The 14,491-nt window shown below is 61.3% G+C and carries 14 protein-coding genes; 4 read left to right on the plus strand and 10 right to left on the minus strand.

Annotated elements, in window-relative coordinates:
* Positions 1–30 precede the first annotated feature (30 nt).
* Positions 31–792: an SDR family NAD(P)-dependent oxidoreductase gene (locus M2394_RS09255; protein WP_259172298.1), complete on the plus strand. Its 762-nt coding sequence runs from the start codon at positions 31–33 to the stop codon at positions 790–792.
* 3 nt (positions 793–795) lie between these two features.
* Here M2394_RS09255 and M2394_RS09260 read toward each other — a convergent pair whose 3' ends face one another.
* Both M2394_RS09260 and lgt read right to left on the minus strand, forming a co-directional pair.
* A complete protein-coding gene (locus tag M2394_RS09260) occupies positions 796–1,629 on the minus strand; it encodes a thymidylate synthase (protein WP_176996808.1) in 834 nt (277 codons plus the stop codon).
* 51 nt (positions 1,630–1,680) lie between these two features.
* Positions 1,681–2,493: a prolipoprotein diacylglyceryl transferase gene (gene lgt / locus M2394_RS09265; RefSeq protein ID WP_176996809.1), complete on the minus strand. Its 813-nt coding sequence runs from the start codon at positions 2,491–2,493 to the stop codon at positions 1,681–1,683.
* 213 nt (positions 2,494–2,706) lie between these two features.
* Here lgt and M2394_RS09270 point away from each other — a divergent pair, with 213 nt between their 5' ends.
* Entirely contained in the window at positions 2,707–3,453 is a 747-nt protein-coding gene (locus M2394_RS09270) for an NRDE family protein (RefSeq protein WP_259172300.1), read from the plus strand.
* 99 nt (positions 3,454–3,552) lie between these two features.
* Here M2394_RS09270 and ptsP read toward each other — a convergent pair whose 3' ends face one another.
* Together ptsP and M2394_RS09280 are read right to left on the minus strand one after the other, a co-directional pair.
* Positions 3,553–5,832 (minus strand): phosphoenolpyruvate--protein phosphotransferase, encoded by a 2,280-nt coding sequence (gene ptsP / locus M2394_RS09275; RefSeq protein ID WP_178919991.1) that lies wholly within the window; start codon positions 5,830–5,832, stop codon positions 3,553–3,555.
* 22 nt (positions 5,833–5,854) lie between these two features.
* Positions 5,855–6,334, minus strand: a complete 480-nt coding sequence (locus tag M2394_RS09280) for an RNA pyrophosphohydrolase (RefSeq protein WP_003176750.1) — start codon at positions 6,332–6,334, stop codon at positions 5,855–5,857.
* Positions 6,335–6,477: 143 nt separating this feature from the next.
* On the opposite strand from M2394_RS09280, the gene M2394_RS09285 reads away from it, so the two are divergent.
* A complete protein-coding gene (locus M2394_RS09285) occupies positions 6,478–7,134 on the plus strand; it encodes an HAD family phosphatase (protein WP_259172315.1) in 657 nt (218 codons plus the stop codon).
* Between the two features lie 113 nt (positions 7,135–7,247).
* On the opposite strand, the gene M2394_RS09290 is transcribed toward M2394_RS09285, so the two are convergent.
* Entirely contained in the window at positions 7,248–7,661 is a 414-nt protein-coding gene (locus M2394_RS09290; protein ID WP_178919989.1) for a DUF2269 family protein, read from the minus strand.
* A gap of 41 nt (positions 7,662–7,702) precedes the next feature.
* Positions 7,703–9,247 carry a threonine ammonia-lyase, biosynthetic gene (ilvA, locus tag M2394_RS09295; protein WP_256732832.1) on the minus strand — a complete coding sequence of 515 codons (1,545 nt, stop codon included), beginning with the start codon at positions 9,245–9,247 and terminating at the stop codon, positions 7,703–7,705.
* A gap of 108 nt (positions 9,248–9,355) precedes the next feature.
* Between ilvA and rpiA the strand changes: the two genes are divergently transcribed.
* Positions 9,356–10,027, plus strand: coding sequence for a ribose-5-phosphate isomerase RpiA (gene rpiA / locus M2394_RS09300; RefSeq protein ID WP_017253881.1), 672 nt, complete (start codon positions 9,356–9,358; stop codon positions 10,025–10,027).
* 149 nt (positions 10,028–10,176) lie between these two features.
* On the opposite strand, the gene M2394_RS09305 is transcribed toward rpiA, so the two are convergent.
* The 4 genes from M2394_RS09305 to M2394_RS09320 form a co-directional block, all read right to left on the minus strand.
* Positions 10,177–11,091 (minus strand): SdiA-regulated domain-containing protein, encoded by a 915-nt coding sequence (locus tag M2394_RS09305; protein WP_178919987.1) that lies wholly within the window; start codon positions 11,089–11,091, stop codon positions 10,177–10,179.
* A 120-nt stretch (positions 11,092–11,211) separates the two neighbouring features.
* Complete coding sequence (locus M2394_RS09310; RefSeq protein WP_259172323.1) at positions 11,212–12,135, minus strand: SdiA-regulated domain-containing protein; 924 nt, start codon at positions 12,133–12,135, stop codon at positions 11,212–11,214.
* A gap of 234 nt (positions 12,136–12,369) precedes the next feature.
* Complete coding sequence (locus tag M2394_RS09315; protein ID WP_176996819.1) at positions 12,370–13,035, minus strand: fumarylacetoacetate hydrolase family protein; 666 nt, start codon at positions 13,033–13,035, stop codon at positions 12,370–12,372.
* A 22-nt stretch (positions 13,036–13,057) separates the two neighbouring features.
* Positions 13,058–14,452: an FAD-binding oxidoreductase gene (locus tag M2394_RS09320; RefSeq protein ID WP_176996820.1), complete on the minus strand. Its 1,395-nt coding sequence runs from the start codon at positions 14,450–14,452 to the stop codon at positions 13,058–13,060.
* Between the last annotated feature and the right edge of the window lie 39 nt (positions 14,453–14,491).

A 14,491-nucleotide genomic window follows, 5' to 3' on the forward strand; every position in this document is an offset into this window, starting at 1 on the left:
CTGGCTTCCATTTGTGGTGAGGGACGCGGGATGAATTATTCGGAAAAACAGGCGCTGAACGGCAAGCTGGCGTTGGTGACGGGGGCCGGTCAGGGTATTGGGGCGGCGATTGCCGAGGCTTTGGCGGCGACTGGGGCTGAGGTGATTTGCACCGATGTCTTGCAGGCTCGGGCCTTGGCGACGGCGCAACAGTTGGTTGAGAAGGGCTATGCCTCGCGGGCGGAAGTGCTGGATGTGACGAACAGCGCCGCGATCAATGCGTTGGCGACGTCGCTGCCGCCGCTGGATGTGCTGGTGTGCAACGCTGGCATTGTCACCAACACGCCGGCCGAGGAGATGACTGACGAGGAGTGGGACAAGGTCATCACCGTCAACCTGACCGGCGTGTTTCGTACCTGTCGGGGTTTTGGCCGGCGCATGCTGGAGGCCGGGCGCGGTTCGGTGATCAATATCGGGTCGATGTCGGGGCAGGTGGTCAACGTGCCGCAGCCGCAATGCCACTACAACGCGTCAAAGGCGGGTGTGCATCAACTGACCAAGTCATTGGCGGTGGAGTGGGCAACGCGCGGGGTGCGGGTGAACGCGGTGGCGCCGACGTATATCGAAACACCGCTGCTGCATGGGCTGGAAAGCCAGCCGGGGTTGATCCAGCGCTGGCTGGACATGACCCCCGCCGGGCGCATGGGGCAGCCTCATGAGGTCGCGTCGCTGGTGCAGTTCCTGGCTTCCGATGCGTCGAGCCTGCTGACAGGCTCGATCATCAATGCGGATGCGGGCTACACCTGCATCTAGCCATCAGATAGCGACGTCGGCCTTGATGCTTGGGTCGGCGTCGTAGCCCACGATTTCGAAGTCTTCGAACTTGTAGTCGTAGATCGACGCCGGTTTGCGTTTGATCACCAGCTCCGGCAACTTCTTCGGCGTACGCGCCAGTTGGGTGCGGATCTGTTCCATGTGGTTGCTGTAGGCATGGGTATCGCCGGTGGTGACGATGATCTCGTGAGGGATCAGGTCGCACTGCTGGGCCAGCATGTGGGTAAGCAACGCCAGGGCGGCGGTGTTGTACGGCAGGCCGAGGAAGACGTCAGAGCTGCGGATATACAACTGCATCGACAGGTGGCCGTCGTGCACAAACGCCTGGTACAGCAGGTGGCACGGCGGCAGGGCTTGCTTGCCGTCAAGCGCGTTTTGCTGCGGGCTCTTGGTTTCGTCGGGCAGATACTCGACGTTCCAGCCGTGGAACAGGATGCGCCGGCTGTTGGGGTTGTTCTTCAACGTGTCGACCATGTAGTCGATCTGGTTGATCGTGCCGCCGTCCTTGGTCGGCCAGGCAGTCCACTGCTCGCCGTACACCGGGCCGAGGTCGCCGTCTTCGGTGGCCCATTCGTCCCAGATACGCACGCCGTTTTCGTTGAGCCACTTGATGTTGGTGTTGCCGCTCAACATCCAGATCAATTCGTTGGCGATGCTTTTGAAGTGAAGCTTCTTGGTGGTCAGCAGCGGGAAGCCGTCGGCCAAGTTATGCCGATACTGACGGGCAAACACGGCCTTGGTGCCGGTGCCGGTGCGATCGCCCTTGGTCAATCCATTGGTCACGACGTCGTTCAGTAGTTCGAGATATTGCTTCATGTGTGTACCTGTATCAAAGAAGCCGGGGCTCGCAAGCCCCGGCATTCGAATTTAAAGCGCGGCGTTCTTCAACGGCTGTGGGCGATTGTACGCCCACCACAGCAGGCCCAGACCACCCAGGATCATCGGCAGGCTGAGGATCTGCCCCATGGTCACCCAACCCCACGCCAGGTAGCCCAGCTGTGCATCCGGCACGCGGACGAACTCGACGATGAAGCGGAAGATCCCGTAGAACAGCGCGAACATGCCGGACACGGCCATGGTCGGGCGCGGCTTGCGCGAGAAGATGTAGAGGATAAGGAACAGCGCCACGCCTTCCAACGCGAATTGGTAAAGCTGCGACGGGTGGCGCGGCAGTTGCGCCGGGTCGCTGAACGGCGGGAACACCATCGCCCACGGCACGTCGCTAGGCTTGCCCCACAGCTCGGCGTTGATGAAGTTGCCGATACGCCCGGCACCCAGGCCGATCGGCACGAACGGCGCGACGAAGTCCATCAGTTGGAAGAACGACTTGCCGTTGCGACGGCCGAACCACCAGGCGGCGATCATCACGCCGATAAACCCGCCGTGGAACGCCATGCCGCCCTTCCACACCTCGAAGATCAGCGTCGGGTTGGCGATGTAGGCCGACAAATCGTAAAACAGCACATACCCCAGGCGTCCGCCGACGATCACCCCCATCGACATCCAGAACACCATGTCGGAGAGTTTCTCCTTGGTCCAGGTCGGGTCGAAGCGGTTCAGGCGCCGGGAGGCCAGCACCCAGGCACCACCGATGCCGATCAGGTACATCAACCCGTACCAGTGGATTTTCAGCGGACCGATGGCCAAGGCCACCGGGTCGATCTGCGGGTAAGGCAGCATTGCAACTCCTCGTTAAATCATTAGTCATGACGCACCGGACCATGCCGGTGTGCGATTAAGCCTGCGTTACAGCCGCTATTTCAAATTAAGAAGTTCACACGCACCGAATCGCTTGGCATGTTAACGGATGGAAGGCACGCGACCCAACTGGATACGATGGAACGCCTCCGCCCGAGTGGGTAGAGTGGCAAGAAACACAAAAGGGATCGCCTGATGTGCCTGATTGTTTTCGCCTGGCGGCCGGGCCACGCCCAGCCGCTGATCGTCGCGGCCAACCGTGATGAGTTCTACGCCCGCCCCAGCCTGCCCCTGGCCCAGTGGCCGGATGCGCCCGAGGTCTATGCCGGCCGCGACCAGGAAGCGGGCGGCACCTGGCTGGGGGTGAACGCCGACGGGCGTTTTGCTGCCCTGACCAACATCCGCAACCCGCACCAGCCGCCGGCACGCAAGTCCCGAGGGGAGCTGGTGGCGCGTTTTCTCAGCGGTTCGCTGCCCATTGATGAGTATTTGGCCGACGTTAACGGACGTTCCATTGAATATGCCGGGTTCAACCTGCTGGTGGGCACGCGGGATGAGCTGTGGCATTACAACGCCAATCACTCCGAGCCCACACGGTTGAAGGCCGGGGTTTATGGGCTGTCGAATGCGGGGTTGGATACGCCGTGGCCCAAGTTGCTCAAGGCCAAGGCGGCGTTGAACGCCGTGCTGGATGATCCGCAGCCGGAGGCTTTGCTGGATATTTTGAGTGACCCGCAGACGGCGCCGTTTGCTGACTTGCCGGATACCGGGGTGGGGTTGGCGACGGAGAGTCTGTTGTCGAGTGTGTTTATTGCCAGCCCCAGTTATGGGACGCGGGCGAGTACGGCGTTGATTGTGAATGCCGACGGGACGCGGCGGATGGTGGAGCACAGTTTCGGGCCGCATGGCGGGCGGCTTGGCGAGGTGGAACTGCATATTTGACGGCGCTTGGACCGGCCTCATCGCAGGCAAGCCAGCTCCCACAGTTCGAATGCATTTCAACTGTGGGAGCTGGCTTGCCTGCGATGGCCGCGCCTCGGTCTAAAGGGTTTTCGCAGAAGCCGGGTTGATCATGCGCGTCAGCCCCAGGTTTTTCAGCGCCAACTGCAGCGAGCTGTGGATAACTTGCGGGTTGTCGATGGTCATCAACTCCTCCAGCAGCTCCTTGGCCATGCCCAGTTCAACCTGGCGCAGCATCCACTTCACCTTCGGCAAGTTGGTGGCGTTCATCGACAGGCTGTCAAAGCCCATCGCCATCAACAGCACCGCCGCCGCCGGGTCACCGGCCATTTCACCGCAGATACTCACCGGCTTGCCTTCGGCATGGGCGTCGCGCACCACATGTTGCAGGGCTTGCAGCACCGCCGGGTGCAGGTAGTCGTAGAGATCGGCCACCCGTGGATTGTTGCGGTCCACGGCCAGCAGGTATTGGGTCAAGTCGTTGGAGCCCACCGACAGGAAGTCCACCTGCCGCGCCAGTTCCTTGGCCTGGTACACCGCTGCCGGGATTTCGATCATCACGCCAATCGGCGGCATCGGTACGTCGGCGCCTTCGTCGCGCACTTCGCCCCAGGCGCGGTGGATCAGGTGCAGCGCCTCTTCCAGCTCATGGGTGCCGGAGATCATCGGCAACAGGATGCGCAGGTTGTTCAGGCCTTCGCTGGCCTTGAGCATGGCGCGGGTCTGGACGAGGAAGATTTCAGGGTGGTCGAGGGTGACACGAATGCCGCGCCAGCCGAGGAAGGGGTTGTCTTCCTTGATCGGGAAATACGACAGTGACTTGTCGCCGCCGATGTCCAGGCTGCGCATGGTCACCGGCAACGGGTGGAAGGCCTGCAGTTGCTCGCGATAAATCGCCAGTTGCTCCTTCTCACTCGGGAAACGCTGGTTGATCATGAACGGCACTTCGGTGCGGTACAGGCCCACTCCTTCGGCGCCGCGCTGTTGCGCGCGAGCCACGTCGGCCAGCAGGCCGGTGTTGACCAACAGCGGCACACGGTGGCCGTCGAGGGTCACGCACGGCAGTTCGCGCAAGGAATCCAGGCCCAGGGCCAGTTGTTTCTCTTCCTCGACCACTTCGCCATATTGCTTGCGCAGCACGTCGCTGGGGTTGGTGAACACTTCGCCGCGATGGCCATCGACGATCATGTCGATGCCGTCGACCTTGGCATACGGCAGGTCGACCAGGCCCATCACCGTCGGAATGCCCATGGCGCGTGCCAGGATCGCGACGTGGGAGTTGCCCGAACCGAGTACCGAAACCAGGCCTACCAGCTTGCCTTCCGGCACTTCGCCGAGCTGGGTGGCCGTCAGTTCTTCACTGACCAGAATGGTGTTGTCGGGGAACACCATGTTGGTGCTCCGGTCTTCCTGCAGGTAGGCCAGCAGGCGGCGACCCAGGTCGCGCACGTCCGAGGCCCGCTCGCGCAGGTAGTCGTCGTCCATCATTTCAAAGCGGTTGACGTGATCGGTGACCACCTGGCGCAGCGCGCCCTGGGCCCACTGGCCGGTCTTGATCACGGTCTTGACTTCATTCCCCAGGGACGCGTCGTCGAGCATCATCTGGTACACGTCGAACAGCGCGCGCTCTTCGGGGCGCAGTTGAGTGGCCAGCTTGTTCGACAGGTTGCGCATGTCGGCGCGCACGCCTTCCAGGGCCGTCTTGAACAGTTTGATTTCGGCGTCGATGTCGGTGACGGTCTTGTCCGGCACCACGTCCAGGTCTGCCGGTGGCAACATGACCACCGCCGTACCGACGGCAGCGCCCGGCGAACCCGGCACGCCGACGAACTTGGCTTCCTGGATGCCCTTGCCTTCACGGCCCAGGCCGCGAATCGAGCCGGTGGCCTCGGCGTGGGCGATAACCCCGGCGAGTTGCGCGCTCATGGTCACGAGGAAGGCTTCTTCACCTTCGTCGAACTGGCGGCGTTCTTTCTGCTGGATGACCAACACGCCGACGACGCGGCGGTGGTGAATGATCGGTGCGCCGAGGAACGAGGCGTAGCGCTCTTCGCCGGTTTCGGCAAAGTAGCGATAACGCGGGTGATCAGCCGCGTTTTCAAGGTTCAGGGGTTCTTCACGCGTCCCCACCAGGCCCACCAGACCTTCATTGGGCGCCATGCTGACCTTGCCGATGGAGCGCTTGTTCAAGCCCTCGGTGGCCATCAGGACAAAACGGTTGGTCTCGGGGTCCAGCAGGTAAACCGAGCAGACCTGGCTGCCCATGGCTTCCTTGACGCGCAACACAATAATCCCCAACGCCGCCTTGAGATCCTTGGCGGAGTTAACTTCCTGGACGATCTTGCGCAGCGTATTGAGCATGGCTCGGGGTCGAACTCCGTCGTCAGTCGCGCGCTAAAAGGCGCGGGGCAAGCTCTTTGAGAGCGCGACGATAAACTTCGCGCTTGAATGTCACCACCTGGCCCAACGGGTACCAATAGCTGACCCAGCGCCAGCCATCGAACTCCGGTTTACCGGTCAAATCCATCCGCACCCGCTGCTCGTTGGAGATCAGGCGCAGGAGAAACCATTTCTGCTTCTGGCCGATGCACAGCGGCTGGCTGTGGGTACGCACCAGGCGTTGCGGCAAACGATAGCGCAACCAGCCTCGGGTGCAGGCCAGAATTTGCACATCTTCGCGCTCCAGGCCGACTTCTTCATTCAACTCACGGTACAAGGCGTCTTCAGGGGTTTCGTCGGGGTTGATTCCGCCTTGAGGAAACTGCCAGGCATCTTGGTTGATTCGGCGAGCCCATAGCACCTGTCCGGCATCATTCGTAAGAATAATCCCGACATTAGGACGGAAACCATCGGGGTCGATCACGGCAACAACCTCGCAAACGCATGTCGCCGCATTGTTCCACAAAGGTTGATCAAGCGGCAACGAGGCTTCTTACCTTATGTGCACTCTTGTGAAAAGACCGTATTCTGGACGCCTTTTTACAGACTTTTCAGCGAGTAACTGCAATGCGCCTGGCTTTATTCGACTTGGACAACACCCTCCTCGGCGGTGACAGCGATCACGCCTGGGGCGATTACCTCTGTGAACGCGGGATTCTCGACCCGGTGGCCTACAAGGCCCGCAACGACGAGTTCTACCAGGATTACCTGGCCGGCAAGCTGGACAATGCCGCCTACCTGAACTTCAGCCTGGAGATCCTCGGGCGCACCGAGATGGCCCAACTTGACGAGTGGCACAACGATTTCATGCGCGATTGCATCGACGCGCTGATGCTGCCCCTGGCTGCAGAGCTGCTGGCCAAGCACCGCGCCGCCGGCGACAAGCTGGTGATCATCACCGCCACCAACCGCTTCGTCACCGCACCGATTGCCGCACGCCTGGGCGTGGACACCCTGATCGCCACCGAGTGCGAGATGGAAAACGGCCGCTACACCGGGCGCAGCACCGACGTGCCGTGCTTTCGCGAAGGCAAGGTGACGCGTTTGAACCGTTGGCTGGAAGAGACTGGGTACAGCCTGGAAGACAGCTACTTCTATAGCGATTCGATGAATGACCTGCCACTGCTGGAACAGGTGACCCATGCAGTGGCGGTGGATCCGGACCCGAATCTGCGGGCTGAGGCCGAGAAACGTGGCTGGCCGGTGATTACCCTGCGTAACTGAGGGCCCCTTCGCGAGCAAGCCCGCTCCCACATTTTGACCGCATGCTCATGTTGGTACTCGGTCGAGTGTGGGAGCGGGCTTGCTCGCGAATGCAGACGACTCGGTCTCAAGCCTTAAACCGGCTTGGCCCCCATCAGCCCGGCAATCGCCACAAACCCCACCAGGCTGACCACCGCCAGCACCAGCGTGAAGTTGAGGCTACCGCCTTCGCCCTTGCGCAGGCGGTTGAGCCGCGCCACCAGCCAGAACCAGGCCAGCGCCGCCACGGTGTAAAGGATGCTGGAACCCAGGATCCAGGTCTGCCCCAACGGCCAGCCGATCAGGTGCACCAGCCACCAGCCGGTAAACGGCATGCTGACCACGCACACGCCCATCAACAGCCACACGAACGCCCACGGCCGCTGTACGGTCGCCGCCGCGCCGGCACTGCGTTTGCGCCAGGCCAGCAGCGCCAGGCCGAGGCCGCTGAGCAGCAGCAACGCCGTGGCCGCGATGTGAATAACTTTCAGGGTGGTCAGGGTTTCCATGTCTCGTCTTCCTTATAGGCCGCCCCAATCAGCGTAGTCGCTCAACCGAGGAACAGTGTGTAGGCCGGGTTATCGCTTTCATCCCAGTACGGGTAGCCGATGGCCTCCAGGGCTGCCGGTACCAGGTGACGCTCGTCCGCCGGCACTTGCAGGCCGGCGACCACACGGCCGTCGGCTGCGCCGTGGTTGCGATAGTGGAACATCGAGATGTTCCAGCGCCCGCCCAATTTGTTAAGAAAGTTGAACAAGGCGCCCGGGCGCTCGGGGAACTCGAAACGCAACACCACTTCATCGCTGACTTTGGCCGCGTGCCCACCGACCATATGACGAATGTGCAGCTTGGCCAGTTCGTTTTCGGTCAGGTCCAGCACCGGGAAACCCTGGCTGGTCAGGCTGGCGATCAGCGCGCTGCGCGGGTCGTTTTCCGGGTGGGTCTGCACGCCAACAAAGATGTGTGCCTCGCTGCCGGAGTGGTAGCGGTAGTTGAATTCGGTGATCTGGCGCTTGCCCACGGCTTCGCAGAACGCCTTGAAGCTGCCCGGCTTCTCGGGAATGGTCACGGCGATGATGGCTTCGCGGCCCTCACCCAGCTCGGCCCGCTCGGCCACGTGGCGCAGGCGGTCGAAATTGACGTTGGCACCCGAGTCGATGGCCACCAGGGTTTGCCCGGTCACGCCGCGGGTTTCGACGTACTTCTTGATCCCGGCCACGCCCAGGGCGCCCGCAGGCTCGGTGATGGAGCGGGTGTCGTCGTAGATGTCCTTGATCGCCGCACAGATTTCATCGGTGCTCACGGTGATCACTTCATCCACATAGTCCTTGCAGATGTCGAAGGTGTGCTGGCCGATCTGCGCCACCGCCACGCCGTCGGCGAAAATACCGACGGTCGGCAATACCACGCGCTCACCCGCCGCCATCGCGGCTTGCAGGCAGTTGGAGTCGTCGGGCTCGACGCCGATGATCTTGATGTCCGGGCGCAGGTATTTCACGTACGCCGCAATACCGGCGATCAGCCCGCCGCCGCCCACCGGTACGAAAATCGCGTCCAGCGGCCCCGGGTGCTGGCGCAGGATCTCCATCGCCACGGTGCCCTGCCCGGCAATGGTGTGCGGATCATCGTAGGGGTGAATGTAGACGTAGCCTTTTTCGTCGACCAGTTTCAGCGAGTAGGCCAGGGCTTCCGGGAAGGAATCCCCATGCAGCACCACTTTGCCGCCACGGGAGCGTACACCTTCAACCTTGATCTCCGGGGTGGTCTTGGGCATCACGATGGTGGCTTTGACCCCCAGCACCTTGGCCGCCAGGGCCAGGCCCTGGGCATGGTTGCCCGCCGAGGCCGTGACCACGCCGCGCGCGCGCTCTTCGCTGCTCAGTTGGGTCAACTTGTTGTAGGCACCGCGAATCTTGAACGAGAACACCGGCTGCAAGTCTTCGCGCTTGAGCCAGACCGTGTTGCCCAGCCGCTCGGAGAGCTGGCGAGCGGTCTGCAGCGGGGTTTCTACGGCAACGTCGTAGACGCGCGAGGTGAGGATCTTTTTGACGTACTGTTCAAGCATCGGCGGGCTTCTACTTTCACGGTTTGGCAGGGCCAAGGAGTCTAACCCGGCTTTTGGCCGGGCGACCACACGAATCCCGAGGTTTTGTTGGGTTATACTCGCCGCCCTCGATAACTCCCCGCCCGTTCCGGAGCCCGCATGACCCAGGATCAACTCAAACAGGCAGTGGCCCAGGCCGCCGTCGATTTAATCCTTCCTAAACTCGACGACAAGAGCATCGTCGGTGTCGGCACCGGCTCCACCGCCAACTGCTTCATCGATGCACTGGCCCAGCACAAGGGCGCCTTCGACGGCGCCGTGGCCAGCTCCGAAGCCACCGCCGCGCGCCTCAAGGGGCACGGTATTCCGGTGTACGAGCTCAACACCGTGAGCGACCTGGAGTTCTACGTCGACGGCGCCGATGAAAGCGACGCGCACCTGAACCTGATCAAAGGCGGCGGCGCGGCCCTGACCCGCGAGAAGATCGTCGCGGCCGTGGCCAAGACGTTCATCTGCATCGCCGACGCCAGCAAGCTGGTGCCGGTACTCGGCGCATTCCCGCTGCCGGTGGAAGTGATCCCGATGGCCCGCAGCCACGTGGCCCGCGAACTGGTGAAACTGGGCGGCGACCCGGTGTACCGCGAAGGCGTGTTGACCGATAACGGCAACATTATCCTCGACGTGTTCAATATGCAGATCACCAACCCTGTGGAGCTGGAGACCCAGATCAACGCGATCGTGGGCGTGGTGACCAATGGCTTGTTCGCGGCGCGCCCTGCCGACGTGCTGCTGCTGGGGACTTCCGAAGGCGTGAAAACCCTCAAGGCCTGACACAAAACCTAATGTGGGAACGGGCTTGTGTGGGAGCGGGCTTGCCCGCGAATGCGATGCATCAGTTGATACATCTGTAGCTGAACCACCGTATTCGCGAGCAAGCCCGCTCCCACATAAGCCGGTTCCTACAGGGTGATTCAGCGTTTTCAGGGATTGGGTTTCTTGAAGACGTAGAACAGGTTCGGCTCACTGGTCAGGTACAGCGTGCCATCGTCGTCCATCGCGATCCCTTCCGCCTGCGGCACACGCTTTTTCAGGCCATGGCGCCCAGCGAGCAAAGACAGGCTGCTCAACGGGCGACCGTCAATATCCAGTTCCAACACCAGGAACGACTCATCCGACAGCGCCAGCAAGTGGCCACTGCGCTCGTCGTACTGCAGGCTCGACAGGTCCCGCACAAACAGCCCGGCGTCGCGCCTGGGGTTGTTGATCACGTGGACTGAGTAGGTTTTTTCCGGCTTGAAATGGGGAAACCCGTGCACCTCGTAGATCAGCATCGGGTCGCGCTCCTTGGCGACAAACAGCCGCTTGCCCACCGAGTCATACGCCAGGCCTTCAAAGCCCTTGTTGCCCCCAATATGCACACCCAGGGTCATTTGCTCTGCATCGGCGGCGTCGAGGAACTGGGTGTCGTCGTCCACATGCACCTTGATCAAGCGCTGCTGGCGCTCGTCGCTGATCACATAAATGTTGTCGCTGATGAACTCCACCGCCTCGGCATCGCCAAAACCCACCAACGCAATACGCCGCAGGATCTTGCCCTCCAGGGACAGCTCGATCAGCTCGGCATTTTTATTGGTGACGGTAAACAGGCTCTTGCGCACCGGGTCGTAGGTGAGCGCCGAGACATCATTATCGAGGCCCTCGATCACCCGCGCTTCGACCGCGACGCGGTAATCCGCCAGGCCGATGGAACGCTCATTGGCAGGCTGGCGCCAGGCCTGCCAGTTGAACCATGCACGCTCGAACAAGCGAAAGTGCTGCGCAAAGGCCCCGGCGCTGATCAGGGCAATCAGCACCAGCATGAATAGAAGGGGTTTGGGGCGGGCAAATCGACGCATCGGACGGGCTCAAAGTCAAAAGTGGCGAAGGAATATCACGCCCGTCTGAATTTAAACTTAAACGCTGCGGAGTGTCTGGCGAATGCCGCTAATAGAGACTTATCCGACGTAATCGTCGGATTACTTCTGCTTTTCGAAGCGGTAGAACAAGTTGGGCTCACTGACCATGTACAGGGTGCCGTCTTCATCCATGGTCACGCCTTCGGCGCGGGGGATGGTGTTCTTGAGGCCGTTGAAACCGCCAAGCAAGGTCATGAAACTGACTTGCTCGCCCTTTTCATCCAGCTCCATCAGCAAGTGGGAGTCGGCCGACAGTGCCAGCAAGTGGCCCGTGCGCGGGTCGACGGCCAGGGCAGAGAGGTTGCGCATGTCCAGCTCGGTCGTGGCGACTTTTTGCTTGTCGCCGGTCAGCGTGCTGCCATCGCTTTTCCAGGTGAACAGCGCGGGCGGGCGCTCTTCACCGAGCACAATGTGCTGGTTACGCTTGTCCCAGGTGACGCCTTCAAAGGCTTTGTTCTGGTCCTTGGAAGGGCCCAGGTCGTAGCTTTTGAAGTCAGCGATGTTCAGTTGCTGGGTGCTGGCGTCGACCTTGACCACCGTCAGGGTGTGCATGCGCTCATCGACGATGGCCATCTGGCCGTTTTCCATCACCGTGACGCCTTCCGGGTTGTTCCAGCCATTGAGCGGCATCTTGCGCAGCACATCGCCTTGCAGGCTCAACTCAACAAGAAAAGGGTTCTTGCCCATGACGGAAAACAGGGTTTTGGTCTGCGGGTTATAGGACACATCCGAAGCTTCGTCCTTCTCCATGCCGGGCAGCAACTTGCCATCGATGACCGCGTGGTAGTCCGGCAGCCACACACTTTCCTGGCGCTCTGCCTGGGTTTCGAAGCGCTCCATCACCCACAACACGCCGCGATCGTCCCAATGCATCGCCCACGAAACGCCATAGACGATGGCCCCCGCCAGGAACAGCCAGGAATACCAACGCAGGGCAAAACGGGAGCGGGGCTGGGGTGTGGCGGAAGGCAGAGGCACGGCCATTGAGCGCTTTTCCAGAAAGTCAGCTTAAGGTGATAGCACAGGATCAACGGGCCCGCGTGCTGAAGGCTAAGGATTATCCGGATGGCGTGTGAAAAAAATGCAAAGAACGATGCTTGAGGATGAACACAAACCCCTCTGGGAGCTGGCTTGCCTGCGATGCGGGCAGCTCGGTCTGTCAGTTACACCGAGGTGATGCTATCGCCGGCAAGCCGGTTCCTACGAAGGGAGAGGGGTTTAGCGAACGTGGCTTTCGAAGCGGCTGACGCCTGGCAGTTCCAGCACCAGCTCGTCGCCGACATTCAGCGGGCCCACGCCCACCGGGGTGCCGGTGAGGATCACGTCGCCGGCCTGCAGCGAGAAGCAACCGGCCATGTACTGGATCATCGGAATGATCGGGTTGAGCATGATCGCGCTGTTGCCGTCCTGGCGAACCTCACCGTTGATGGTCAGGCGGATGCCGATATCGGTCACGTCCGGGAAGGTGCTGCCCACCACGAAGGGTGCAATCACCGCCGCGCCGTCAAAGGACTTGGCGATTTCCCACGGCAGGCCCTTGGCTTTCAGCTCGGCCTGCTTGTCGCGCAGGGTCAGGTCCAGGGCCGGGGCGAAACCGGAGATGGCGTCCAGCACTTCTTCACGGCTCGGCTTGGTCGACAACGGCTTGCCGATCAATACCGCGATTTCCGCCTCGTAGTGCACCGAACCGCGCTCGGTCGGGATGGCGAAGCCGCCTTCCAGCGCGACCACGCAACTGCCAGGCTTGATGAACAGCAGCGGCTCGGTCGGTACCGGGTTGTCCAGTTCCTTGGCATGTTCGGCGTAGTTACGCCCGATGCACACCACTTTACCCAGGGGAAAGTGGATGTTGGTGCCGTCGACATACTTGTGCTGGTAGCTCATGGAACGACTCCTTCAGGGGCGATTAAACAGCGAAGATCTTGCCAGGGTTCATGATCCCGTTCGGGTCGAACACGGCTTTCACGGCTTTCATGTACTCGATTTCCACCGGCGAACGGCTGTAGGTCAGGTAATCACGCTTGGTCATGCCCACGCCGTGCTCCGCGGAGATCGAGCCGTTGTACTTCTCGACGGTTTCGAACACCCACTTGTTCACGGTGGCGCACTTGGCGAAGAACTCATCCTTGCTCAGGTTTTCCGGCTTGAGGATGTTCAGGTGCAGGTTGCCGTCGCCAATGTGGCCGAACCAGACGATTTCGAAATCCGGGTAGTGTTCGCCGACGATCGCGTCGATTTCCTGCAAGAACGCTGGGACTTTGGAGACAGTGACCGAAATATCGTTCTTGTACGGGGTCCAGTGGGAAATGGTCTCGGAGATGTACTCGCGCAGTTTCCACAGGTTGTGCAGTTGGGTTTCGCTCTGGCTCATCACGCCGTCCAGCACCCAGCCCTGCTCCACGCAGTGTTCGAAGGTTTCCAGGGCGTGGTTGGCGACTTCTTCGGTAGTGGCTTCGAATTCCAGCAGGGCGTAGAACGGGCATTCGGTCTCGAACGGCGCCGGCACGTCACCACGACCGAGGACCTTGGCCAGGGCCTTGTCGGAGAAGAATTCAAAAGCGGTCAGGTCCAGCTTGCTCTGGAACGCGTGCAATACCGGCATGATCGAGTCGAAGTCGGTGGTACCCAGCACCATGGCAGTGAGGTTTTTCGGTGCACGGTCCAGGCGCATGGTGGCTTCCACCACGAAGCCCAGGGTGCCTTCGGCGCCGATGAACAGCTGGCGCATGTCATAGCCGGTGGCGTTCTTGATCAGGTCGCGGTTCAGCTCCAGCACATCACCCTTGCCGGTGACGACCTTCATGCCAGCCACCCAGTTGCGGGTCATGCCGTAGCGAATAACCTTGATCCCGCCGGCATTGGTGCCGATATTGCCGCCAATCTGGCTCGAACCGGACGACGCGAAGTCCACCGGGTAGTACAAGCCTTTTTCTTCGGCGACGTTCTGCAACTGCTTGGTGACCACGCCCGGCTGGCACACGGCGGTGCGGTCGGTGAGGTTCACGTCGAGGATCTGGTTCATGTAGTCGAACGACACCACCACCTCGCCATTGGCCGCCACAGCGGCTGCCGACAGGCCGGTACGCCCACCGGATGGCACCAGCGCCACCTTGTGTTCATTGGCCCAACGGACGATGGCCTGCACCTGCTCGATGGTCTTGGGGAAGACGATGGCCGTGGGTGCGGGGGCGAAATGCTTGGTCCAATCCTTGCCGTAAGCCTCCAGGGAGTCTGCATCGGTCAGCACTTTGCCAGGCTCAACCAGGGTCTTTAGCTCATCAATCAGGGCAGGATGGGTCATCGACAGAACTCTCGAACAATTCATGGTCATCCTGAGAAC

It is taken from the genome of Pseudomonas sp. BIGb0164 (assembly GCF_024810135.1).
Lineage (GTDB): Bacteria > Pseudomonadota > Gammaproteobacteria > Pseudomonadales > Pseudomonadaceae > Aquipseudomonas.